The sequence below is a fragment of the Kineosporia corallincola genome, assembly GCF_018499875.1.
GTDB lineage: Bacteria > Actinomycetota > Actinomycetes > Actinomycetales > Kineosporiaceae > Kineosporia > Kineosporia corallincola.
Map to the genome: position 1 here is coordinate 63,212 of NZ_JAHBAY010000022.1, position 11,715 is coordinate 74,926.

General features: G+C 73.5%; 5 protein-coding genes. 1 reads left to right on the forward strand and 4 read right to left on the reverse strand.

The annotated features are described in order from the left end of the window. Positions 1 to 18: 18 nt before the first annotated feature. From KIH74_RS34020 to KIH74_RS34035, 4 genes are read right to left on the reverse strand one after another with little or no spacing between them, the layout of a single operon-like run. The gene (locus KIH74_RS34020) at positions 19 to 1,305 is read right to left on the reverse strand and encodes a cytochrome P450 (RefSeq protein WP_214160550.1); all 1,287 of its coding nucleotides are present in this window, start codon (positions 1,303 to 1,305) and stop codon (positions 19 to 21) included. Further along, a complete protein-coding gene (locus tag KIH74_RS39095) occupies positions 1,302 to 3,191 on the reverse strand; it encodes a Gfo/Idh/MocA family oxidoreductase (protein WP_214160551.1) in 1,890 nt (629 codons plus the stop codon). The genes KIH74_RS34020 and KIH74_RS39095 overlap by 4 nt, the downstream gene beginning before the upstream one ends. Then, on the reverse strand, positions 3,188 to 4,372 hold the full coding sequence (locus tag KIH74_RS34030; RefSeq protein WP_214160552.1) for an NAD(P)H-binding protein: 1,185 nt from the start codon (positions 4,370 to 4,372) through the stop codon (positions 3,188 to 3,190). Before KIH74_RS34030 ends, KIH74_RS39095 begins: the two co-directional genes overlap by 4 nt. After that, on the reverse strand, positions 4,369 to 9,828 hold the full coding sequence (locus tag KIH74_RS34035; RefSeq protein WP_214160553.1) for a non-ribosomal peptide synthetase: 5,460 nt from the start codon (positions 9,826 to 9,828) through the stop codon (positions 4,369 to 4,371). The genes KIH74_RS34030 and KIH74_RS34035 overlap by 4 nt, the downstream gene beginning before the upstream one ends. Positions 9,829 to 10,009: 181 nt before the next feature. Between KIH74_RS34035 and KIH74_RS34040 the strand changes: the two genes are divergently transcribed. Beyond that, positions 10,010 to 11,698 carry a (2,3-dihydroxybenzoyl)adenylate synthase gene (locus KIH74_RS34040; RefSeq protein ID WP_214160554.1) on the forward strand — a complete coding sequence of 563 codons (1,689 nt, stop codon included), beginning with the start codon at positions 10,010 to 10,012 and terminating at the stop codon, positions 11,696 to 11,698. The last annotated feature ends 17 nt before the right edge of the window (positions 11,699 to 11,715 follow it).

Genomic DNA, 11,715 nt, shown 5'->3' on the forward strand with positions numbered 1-11,715 from the left:
CCCGGCCACTCAAGCCACTCACCAGGCCACCCGCAGCGACTCCAGGCCGTAGGTCGCCGAGTCGGGCTTCACGTCGAGAGCGGCCTGCGGGTCGGCCTCGTGCAGGGCGGGCATCCGCCCGAACAGGGCCGCGAGCGCCTCGTGCAGCTCGACCCGGGCCAGGTTCTGCCCGAGACACTGGTGGATGCCGTGCCCGAAGGCGAGATGGTGTTTCTGGGTCCGGTCCGGGTCGACCCGGTCCGGGTCGGGGAACTCGGCCGGATCGTGGTTGGCCGCGGCCAGCAGGGCGACGATGCCCTCTCCCGCGGGTACGGTGCCACCGCTCAGCTCGACCGGGGCGGTGCTCACCCGCAGCGGGATGGTGTCGGCGACCGACAGCACCCGCAGCAGTTCCTCGATGACCGGCGGCCACAGGGACGGGTCGGCGAGCACCCCGTCGCGCAGCCGCGGATTGCGGCTCAGGTAGAGGGCGCCCAGGGTGATCATGCTGGTCGTGGTCTCGCGACCGGCCACGATCGTGATGCCGACGGTGGACAGCAGCTCCTGACGGGTGATCAGCTCCGGCATCAGGTACCGGCTCACCAGGGCCGACATCAGATCGTCGCCCGGATTCGCCCGGCGTTCGTCGATCAGGGCGTTGAGGACGCCGAAAAGCCTTCCCAGAGCGGCGTTCACCTCTTCGGCGGTGCTGTCGCGGCCGCCCGACACCCGGGTGACGTCGCGGAAGAACTCGACGTCCTGCGCGGGGGCGCCGAACAGCTCCAGCACCGTCGTGGTGGACAGGACGTTGGCGTAGTCCTTCACCAGGTCGGCACTCTCGCCGGAGCGCTGCATCAGGTCGAGCTGGCGTTCGGCGGTGGCCCGGATCCGGGGGCGCAGTGCCTCGGTGCGGCGCATGGTGAACTCGGCCACCAGCATGCGCCGGATCTTGGTGTGCTCGGGCGGGTCGGTGCGGATGAACGGCCGGGTCCGGGCGGCTGCCTCCTGCTCGCCCGCGCCCATCGCCGGGAACGCCGGGATGCGCACGTCCGAGCTGACGGCCCGGTGGGCCAGGGCGGCCCGCACGTCGGCGTACCGGGTGATCAGGTGAGGTGTCTTGCCGGTGGGGATGCGGACCTGCGGCAACGGGTCGTTCGCGCGCAGGTCGGCGTACCGGGCCGGTGGGGCGAACGGGTTCTCGCGGGTGAAGGGGAAGTCCTCCAGGGACGCGCCGGTCACCGGGCAGCGGGCCGCGGTTCCCCCGGCGGTGACGGTGGGGTCGGGCACGGTGGGGTCAGGCGTGGTGGGGTCGGGCGTGGTGGTCATGGCTCCTCGGTGCTGGTTTCGGGAGTGTGGGTTTTCTGGGACGGGTGGCCGGAGGGGTGGCGCAGCACCCCCAGGGGCACGGCGCCGTCGGTGCCACCGGCCACGAGAACCTCCAGTTGGAGACCGGATTCGGCGGCGACGTCGGACAGGGTCACCGGGTTCCAGGTATGACGCGCGGTGGTAGAACGGTGGACGGCACCGTCGCGGGAGGTCTCCCAGGTACTGGTCAGATCGGCGCTCCCGTCCGGCCCGGGCCGGGCCGAGAACCACCACTGCACGTCGTCCTCCCCCAGGCGGGCCTGGCCGAGGCGGACAGGGCCGAAGTCGGCGGCGTCGTCGAGGGCGAGCAGCTCCACCACGAGAGGCGCTCCGGGAGCGAGATTCCGGGCCAGCCGGTGCCACAGCTCCCGGCGCTGAGCGGCATTCAGATGACCGGCCACGCCGCAGACCAGGACGGCGCCGATCCGGTCGGGCAGGCGCAGACCGGGAGCCGCACCGTCGGTGACGGTGACCCGCTCGCGCAGGTCCTCGTCGCGCACCACCCGGGAGGTGAGCACGGCCCGCATCACCGGGTCCGGCTCGGCGGCGACGATCCGGGCACCGGGGCGGGCCCGGGCCACCGCCGCGGTCAGGATCCCTGTCCCGGCGCCGATCTCGAGAATCGGGCCGTCCTCGGCGGCGGCCCCGTCCAGGGCCCTGACGACCGCCTCGGCCTGTGCAGAACGGCGGCCGGCGACCAGGTCGTAGAACTCGGCCTCGGTGGTGTAGCCGGCCGGCGCACCGTCCTGACCGTCGGGGCTGTCGGGGCTGTCGGGGCTGTCGGGGACGACGAGGTCGTCTACGGAGATCATCGCCGGCGCACCGGTCGTGACCGGGTCCGGCGGGCCCAGCCGGGTGGTGAGCGCGCTCCAGATCCTCGTGGTGGTCAGGTCGAGCTGGGCCTGACGCAGCGGGTCGGCACCGGCCGAGGCGGCGGCGGTCAGCTCGTCCAGGGCGACGAGCACGGCCTGAGGCCACCATTCGTCCATGGCCCGGGCCATGGTCACCGGCCCGGTACCCGGCAGTGTGGCCGTGCTGGGCCGGTCCAGTCCCGCCGCACCGGGCCCCTCCAGCACCAGGCGGTGGTGCTCGTCGCGAGCGGCGTGCCACCGCGGGCTCCACAGGACAGGACCGTGTGTGTCGGCGAGCGTGAGCACGCCCGACGTCGTCCCCCAGCGGATCTGGTGCCAGAACAGCGCGTGGTTGTCCCGGTCCAGGGGATCGAGCTGGTTCTGCACCCGCAGGGTCAGGGGGACCCCGGCGAGGGTGCCGGTGACGGTACGCAGGGGCCCGTGCCCGGTCACGTCGTGCCAGGCCCATGGGCGTACCCCGCCCAGGGCCGCGGCCAGCACGTCCAGCAGGGGGTGCAGTACGTGCACCGGTGCGGCGGCGTCGACGAAGACCGGGCCGGAACGGCCGGTCAGCCGCCGGGCGGCCTCGATGAACGCCCGTACCGGCGGCACGTTGCGGTAGTGCAGGTTGACCCGGTGCTGCACCCCGTGGGCCCGGGCGGTGCGGGCACAGGCCAGCAGCTCGTCCGCGTGCAGCGGGTGCTCCTGGAGCACGTGCACGCCGTGGGCCAGGAATGCCTGTGCCAGTTCGGTTCCCGGCCCCCCGGAGATGGCCGACCCGACCGCGACGCAGACCACGTCCGCGGCCCGGGCGGCCGGCTGCGTCCCGTGGGAGAGATCGAAATAGGGGACGTCGTGGGCCTGTGCCAGTTCCCGTGAAGCCGCACCTCCCCGTCCCGCGACCCCGGCCAGGCGGTACCGGTCCGGCCGGGCGAGGACGGCGCGCGCGTGCACGCGCCCGAACCCTCCGCCCACGACGACGACCCGCGTGCTCACAGCGCGCCCTCCTCGTCCTCGGCGCCGCCGTCCACGACATCCACCCGGGTGTCGGGGTCGGCCACCTGGACCTGTTTCAGCAGGGCCCGCGGATCCAGGACGCGATCGGCGAAGTGGATCCCGGCCGGCACCTCACGCAGCAGCACCTGATGCATCGCGCAGGCGCCGACGGCTCCGGTCAGCCGGTAGCTGTCCGGACTGCGCAGCAGCACCGACGTCTGACTGCCGTCGCGTCGCAGCAGAGTGAAACTCATCCGGTAGTAAGGCTTCTGGCCGGTCAGGTCGACGTCGGCGGCCCGCCGGATCCGGGCGACCAGTTCTTCCAGCGGCACCCCCGAGTGCCGGGCCGCGGGCAGCGTGGCCAGCACCGCCCGTACCGCCGGGCCGGGATGCACGTGGTACCAGTCCAGTTCGCGCAGTCCCAGGTCGCCCGCGACCCGTTCGGCCTCCAGGCTGAGGAACGGCTGCACGCCCACCCGGCCGGGAAAGCCGGGCACGTCGGCGTCCTCGGCCGGGGCCAGCACCCGGGAGCGGCGGCGGCCGTCCCGCCAGGCAGCACCGGCCTCACCGAACAGGTTGGCCGACGCTCCCGTCGGTGAGGCCGTCCCGGCCTGCGACGTCACGCCGAGCGACAGCACCAGGTCGGCGCCCACGGTGGCCGTGCACGGCTCCAGCCCACCGGTGTGCACCACCAGGCGAGCACCGGCGGCTGCCGTCGCGTCGTCCCTGGTTCCCGCCGACGCTCCGCTCACCGTCGCGGCGAACAGGCGCGGCAGCAGCCCCGACAATCCCGGCAGGGTTCCCGCCGAGAGCACCACCGGCACCTGAACACCCGCCGGCCCGGTCGGTTCCCGGGCGATCAGCGACTCGTACACCGGCTGTTCCCCGGTGACGACCACGCACGGCACGCCGGCCGCGAGCGCCGCGGCCGGCACCGCGTCGCCCAGTTCGTAGCTGGGCCCGGAGCAGTCCAGCACGCCGGCGCAGCCGGCCAGGAAGGTCCGCAGTGAGTGCGGGTCGGTGACGTCGACGGCGATGACCGTCGCGTCCTGGGGCCGGGGCAGCCGGCCGGGGTCCCGGGCTCCCAGGCGCAGCGGGCCGGCCCCCAGGCGCAGCAGCGCCGTCACAGCCGCGCGACCCACTGCCCCGGAGGCCCCGACCACCGCGATCGGGCGGCTCATCGCAGCACCGCCCCACCGGTGATCTGCACCAGCGTGTCCAGCAGGCCTCCGGCGTGATCGACGTCCATGCAGGTGAAGTGGTCGCCCGGGACGTCGACGACGGTCAGGTGCCCCAGGCACAGCTCCGACCAGTGCTGGGTGACGGCGTCCCGGCTGCCCGGGAACGGGTAGGCGCCGCTGTGCCGCAGGAAGGTGATGTCGCCCGCGTACGGCTCCGGCTGGTAGCGGGTGATCGCGAACACGCTCTGCCGGAACGTCTCCCGCAGCCGGTCCATGTACTCCGGCTCGTACATGCCCGCGGTCGCCGGGACCAGCTCGCACATCCGTTCCACCCGGCGGGCCCGGGGCGTGGCGGCGAGCTCGGTGAACCGCTCGCGCACGTCGGCGAAATCGTCGTCCAGGCGGGTGAAGGCCCCGTTCCCGATCACCCCGTTCCCGGCCGCCAGGGCGGCGTCCGCGGCGGCGGCCACCCGCAGCTCGTCGGCGGGGAAGCCGAGGGCCTGCGGGTCGATGCCCATCATGATCGAGAACGAGTACTCGCTGAGCAGGTCGTCGTCGAGCCGGAACCGGGGGCTGTGGCTGCTGATCGCGGTGAAGGTGGCCACGTCGGCGCCGGCCTCGGCCAGGCCACGGGCGATCTCGGTGGCGATCAGGCCGCCCAGGCAGTAGCCGACGACGTGCACCGGTCCGCGGGCCAGCGGCATCAGCTCCCGCACGTAGCGCGCCGACACCTCCTCGATCAGGCCCTCCGGGTCCGCCTCCAGGAAGTCCGGCAGGTGTGGCACCTCCACCCCGACCACGTGACCGGTACCCGCCGAGCGGCGGCGGATCTCGGTGATCAGGGCCCGGTAGGGCATGACCGTCCCGGTGCCCGCGTGCACGAGCACGGTCAGTGGGCCCGGCCCCTGGGGGTCGCCGTGCAGCGGGACGACCGCGTGCGTACGACGGGGTGCGGCGGCGCTGTCGTCGTCCCCCGTTGTGCCGGACAGCCCTCTGAGGTAGGCCGCGAGCGCGGCGACGGTGGGACGGCGCAGCATCTCCCGCAGCACCACCTCCCACTCCGCGGTGACCACCCCGGGCACCCGCTCGCGCAGGAGCGCGACCAGCCGGGCGACCAGCAGCGAATCCCCGCCCAGGGCGAAGAAGTCGTCGTCACGGCCGACCTGTTCCACGCCCAGGAGCTCCGCCCACAGGGCCGACAGCTGCCGTTCCAGCGCCCCCTGCGGGGAGCCTCCGGTACCCGCAGGGCCGGAGCCCGGCGAGCCCGCGGCCACGGCCGTGGCCAGCGCGGCACGGTCGACCTTGCCGTTCGTGGTCAGCGGCATCCGGTCGACCACGAGCCAGCGGCTGGGAACCATGTAGGCGGGCAGCAGATCGCTCGTGCCGCGGGCCAGGTCCTGCGGATCCACGACGGCCCGGCCGGTCTTGGCCTGGGCCAGGATCAGCCGCTGGCCGGTCGGGTGCAGCGGCTCCCCCGCTCCGGGCAGTTCGCCGCGCACCACGAAACCCGCTGCGGTGAGGGCGTCCTGCCACTGCCCGGCGGACAGGAAGGCCCGCCCGTCCAGGGCCCGCACGTCCTGCGCCGGGCCGGCCGCGGCCTCCAGGAACTCGGTGGAGACCAGCAGCGCCGGGTCGTCGTCATGGGTCTGCTCGATCACCGCGAGCCAGCCGCCGGGGGCCAGCACCGTGTGCAGGTGGCCGAGTGCGGCGCCGACGTCCGGAAGGGCGTGCAGGTGGTTGCCGGCCACCACGACGTCCACGCTGTTGGGTGTCATCCCCTGAGCGCTGGGGTCCTCCCGCAGGTCCAGGCGCGCGGTGCGTACCCAGGGGTGCTCGGGGAAGCGCTCGGCCGCCTCGGCGACGAAGAACGCCGCCGGGTCGGTGAACAGGTAGTCCGGCCGGTGCGCGGCCAGGGCCGGGACCAGCCGGGTGGTGGTGCCGGCGACACCGCCACCGACCTCCAGCACCCGCAGCGGCTGCTGCCGCCGGCCGGCCACCTCACCCAGCGCCGCACCCAGGGCGTCGTGCAGGTGGGCGACGGCGAGGTTGTCCCGGTACGCGCCGAGCATCAGGTCCGGGCGGGCGCCGGGGAAGAGCAGTTCCCGGACGTCGGCAGACCCGTCCACCAGCCCGCCCAGGTTCTCGATGCACACCGTGACGATGCGGGCGAGATCGGAGCCGTGCTCGATCGTCCGGGCCGCCTGGTCCAGGCGGGTGAGCGCGGCGGCGACGGCCCCGGCAGCAGGCGCCGGGGCGTTCAGCCGCCCGGCTGCGGCCAGCGCCGGGAGCCAGCGCCGAACCACGGGGGCTGCGTACTCGCCCGCCCCCAGGGCTTCCACCAGAGCCTCCGGTTCCGCACCGGAAACGAGTGATGCCACCCGCTCGTGCACCAGCGCCGCCATGGCGGTGAGCGCGGCGTCGGCCAGCGCGGCCCGGAAACCGGCGAAAGCCTGTGGATCCACGCGGTCCTGGGCCAGCCGGGACGCGGCAGCCGCCGACCCGAGAGCGGCCGTGCGCTCGCTCTCCCACAGGTCCGGCAGGTCCGGGTCCAGAATCGCCGGCTCGACGACCCCGACGATGTGCCGGGCCCCGGATGCCTCGGCACCGACGAGTGCGGCCGCGGCACCGACCGCCGGGTGCGTGAGCACCGCGGCCTCCACCTCGGCCAGCTCGATGCGGTAGCCGCGGATCTTCACCTGGTTGTCCTCCCGGCCCAGGAACTCGATCTCGCCGTCGGGCCGGTAGCGCCCGAGATCCCCGGTGCGGTAGAGACGTTCACCGTCACGGGTGATGAACCGCTCGGCGGTGCGCTCGGCGTCACCGAGATAGCCCAGCGCCACTCCGGCCCCGCCGATGTACAGCTCGCCCGGGCACCAGTCCGGAACCGGTCGCAGGTCGTCGTCCAGCACGTGGAAGGTCTGGTTGGCCAGGGGCTTTCCGTAAGGGATGCTCGGCCGTCGCGGATCGACCCGCCCGATCGTGTGCCAGATCGACCAGACGGCGGCCTCGGTGGCGCCGCCCATGCTGATCATCAGCAGCCGGGGCATCAGGGCGCGAGCGGCGTCGGGCAGGGTCACCGGGATCCAGTCCCCGCTGAGCAGGGCCACCCTCAGCCCGGAGGGCACCTGGTCCGGGGCGCTGCGCAGGTAGTCGACCAGCATCTGCATCTGCCCGGGCACCGAGTTCCAGACCGAGATGCCGTACGTCACGGCGAGTTCCGCCCAGTGCGAGGGGTCTCCACGGCGCTGCGGATCGGGCAGCACCAGGGTGGCGCCGCGGCCCAGGGCCGCGAACACGTCGAAGACCGACAGGTCGAATCCCAGCCCGGCCAGCCCCAGCACGGCGTCGTCGGGGCCCAGCGAGATCCGGTCGGCCACGTCGTCGAGGGTGTTCAGCGCGGCCCGGTGGCTGATCATCACGCCTTTGGGGACGCCCGTGGAACCCGAGGTGTAGATCACGTAGGCCAGGTCGTCGGGATCCGCGGCCTGTTCCGAATCAGACGCTTCCGCAACGGATTCGCCGACCACGACGATCCGGCGAGCGCCCGCCCCGGACGGGTCGGCGTGGCCGGCCAGGGCCGGCGAGGTGACCACGGTGCGCACCCCGGCACTGTCCAGGACCACCGCGCGACGGGCGGCCGGCTGGCTGATCTCGACCGGCAGATACGCGGCGCCGGCCAGCAGGACACCGAGCACGGCCACGATCTGCTCGGGGCTCTTGTCCAGGTAGACGGCGACCGGCGCACCGCCGGCGACTCCCTCCAGGGCGGCGGCGACGGCCCGGGCCCGGCCCAGCAGCTGGGCATAGGTGAGGGTCCCGCCGGGGCCGTCGAGCGCGACGGCGTCCGGGGTGCGGGCGGCCTGCGCGAGGAAGGCGTCGTGAAGAAGCCCTTCCGGCAACGGGCTTCGCGTGTCGTTCGCCTCGGTGCGGCGGGCTGCCTGGGCCGGGGGCAGGTCGTCGATGTGCCGGTCCCAGGCGGCGTCGTCCTCGGCGAGGGCGCTCACCAGGGCGGCGAAGGTCTCGAAGGCCTCGGCCGCCACCCCCGGCGCGAGCACGCCGTCGCGTGTGTCCCAGGACAACACGAGCCGGTCGTCGCGCCGCACGGCCTGACAGTCGATCCACACCTGCGGGGTGCGGGTGGACACGTAGCCGATCGAGCCGGTCGGGGCCGGGCCGGCGGGCAGGTCGAGGGTGCTGGTGAACACCACCGGCAGCAGCGGGCGGGTACCGGTCAGCCGGGCCAGCTCGGCAGCCACCTCGGTGCCGGGGAACAGGGCGTGGTCGAGGTCTTCCAGCAGTCGTGCGGAGATCTCCCGGGCGTGCTCGACCACCGCGCGGGGCCGGGTGAGGTCGACCTCCAGCAGTTCGATCGTGGTGAAGTCACCGACCAGCCGGTCGATGTCGTCGTGCAGCGGGAGCCGGCCGAAGGTGGGCACGGTGAGAGTGAACGCCCGGTGACGGCTCCACCTGGCGATGGTCAGGGCATAGGCGGTCATCAGGACCGAGGAGAGCGCGAGATCACGGGCGCGGGAACGGCTCTCCAGGCCGGTCAGCAGCTCCGGGCCGAGAACGCGCTCGTGGCGCGTGAACCGGGTGGACGGCTCCTCACCTCCGGTCGCGAGCGGTAGTTCCGGTGCCCCGGGGAGGGTTTCGGCACGCTCGCGCCAGTAGGCGCGGTCACGCTGGTAGGTGGCGGTTGCGGTCAGCGCCCGGCGGGCGGTGACGTAGTCGCGGAAGGTCAGGGCCGCGGGCTCCTGTGCCGGGGTCGCGGTCAGCTGCGCGTCGAACTCGGCGAGCAGCTGCTGCACCCCGGCGTAGTCGGCGGCGAGCAGGTCGATGCCCAGATGCAGCACCGCCTCCTCGGGCCCGCGGGTGACGTGCAGGTCGATCAGGGGCCAGCGGTCCGGCGGAACGTCCCGGTTCTCCATCCGGGAGCGGGTTCTCAGTCGGCTCTCGGTGAAGGCGCCCGGCTGCCCGGCGCGCAGGTCGTCATAGCCGACCGGCAGCTCGGGCACCTCTTCCAGGACGTGCTGGGTGCCGTCCGGATGGATCAGGGTGCGCAGCGCACCGTGCCGGCGCACCAGCACCGTCCAGGCGCGGCGCACCGCCTCCGGGTCGAGGTCGCCGTACCCGACCTCGACGTAGGCCTGGCAGGCCACACCGCCGTACTCGTAGGCGGCGCTGCGCCCGGTCAGGTAAGCGGCCTGCACCTCGGTGAGCGGGAACGGCCGGTGCCTGCTCTCCGGGTCGGGAACCACCCGGGGCAGCGTGTCACCGCCGCCGAGCCGGGCGACCAGGGCGGGCCGGTGCTGCTTCACCTGGTCCCGCAGCTCGCTCGTGAGAGCTCCGCGGGGAGCCCGGAACCTGAGTTCACCGCCGTCCACCCACACCCGGATGCCGACCGCACCGAGTTTCTCCAGAAGGTCGTCAAGTTCCAGACCTACGTCCAAATTCACTTTCAGGCAGTCCTTTCGGGCTTCACGAGATTGCCGAGCGCGCCGTTCCCCGATCCCCGGGAAGCAGCGCCCGGGGGTTGCGCCAGGGGCCTCACGCTGTCTACTAATTGAGAATGATTTTCACATTCAGGCAACGTCATGCAAGCACACCTGAGCACGATCGCGCCAGAGGGGCACGGCGATGACGCAGACGATCGGGCAACCGGACCGGACCGCCTTGACTTTCGATCAGGCGTATGTAAAACATTGGCGAAACGTTACTTTCGGTGGTGAACTGCGCCGCTGGGCGCGCCGCTGGCCCGGCCGCACCGCCGTGGTCGATCCCGGCGCCCGCCTGACCTTTCACCAGCTCGACGCGCAGGCCGACCTGGTGGCAGCCGGATTCGCCCGGCTGGGCCTCGCCCGGGGCGACCGGGTCGTCGTCCAGCTGCCCAACGGGGCCGACTTCGTGCTGGCCTGGTTCGGGTTGCAGCGGCTGGGAGCCGTTCCCGTGCACGCCATGCCGGCCCACCGCCGTGACGAGATCACGCACCTGGCCGCCGCCTCCGGGGCCCGCGCGCTGGTGGTGGCCGACCGGCAGGGACGGTTCGACCTGCGCGCGATGGCCGAGGAGGTGTGTGCCGACCTGAGGACGAGAGGACTGACGGAGCCGATGGTCGTCGTCGTGGGCGAGCCCGGGCGGCACATCGGCTTCACCGATCTGCGGGCGGCCGGCCCACCGCCGCAACCGGTATCGCCGGCTCAGCCGGTGCCGGGGCATCGTCCCACCCTCCGGCTGGTACCGGTGGAGCGTGCCGACCCCGACGACCCGGCCGGCCCGGCCCCCGGCGACCTGGCCCTGCTGCTGATCTCCGGCGGCACGACCGGGCGCCCGAAGCTCATCCCGCGCAGCCACACCGACTACGACCTCAACGTCCGGCTCGGGGTCCGGGCCGCCGGGATGGACGAGAGCACGGTGTATCTCGCGGTGCTGCCGGCCGGATTCAACTTCACTCTCGCCTGCCCGGGGGTGCTGGGTGCCCTGTCGGTGGGCGGAACCGTGGTCATGGCACCGGATCCCAGTCCGGCGACCGCCTTCGACCTGATCGAGGCCGAGGGCGTGACGCACACCGCGCTCACCCCCGCGCTGGTGCCGCACTGGCTGGACGAGGCCCGGTTCCGGCCGCAGGCCCTGGCCACCGTGCGGGTGGTGCAGGTGGGTGGTGCCCGGCTGCCCGACGAGACGGCCCGCACCGCCGGGCCCGCACTCGGCGCGACGATCCAGCAGGTCTACGGCATGGCCGAGGGCCTCGTCTGCTACACCGCACTCGACGACCCGATCGAGCTGGTGACCACCACCCAGGGGCGTCCCGGCTGCCCGGACGACGAGCTGCTCGTCGTGCGCCCGGGCACCACCGAACCCGCCCAGCAGGGCGAGCTGCTCGTCCGGGGCCCCTACACGCTGCGCGCCTACTACAACGGCCCGCAACCGGACTCCTCGTTCACCGCGGACGGCTTCTACCGCACCGGTGACGAGGTGCGCCGGCTGCCCGGCGGGCACGTGGTGGTCGTCGGGCGGGTGAAGGACCAGATCAACCGCGGCGGGGAGAAGTACGCCGCCGTCGAGGTGGAGGAGCACCTGCTCCAGCTTCCGGGAGTCGGCGCCGCCGCGATCGTCGCCGTACCGGACCCGGACTGGGGTGACGCCGCGGTGGCCGTGCTGGTGCACGACGGCCCGGCACCGACCGTCCGGGCCCTGGCGGCGTATCTGCGCGGACGCGGCCTGGCCGCCTACAAGGCCCCCCAGCGTGTTCACCTCCTGCCCCGGATGCCCCTGACCGCCGTCGGCAAGGTCGACAAACAGGCGCTCCGGGCACTGCTCACCCCCTGAATCCCCGGAAGGGAAAC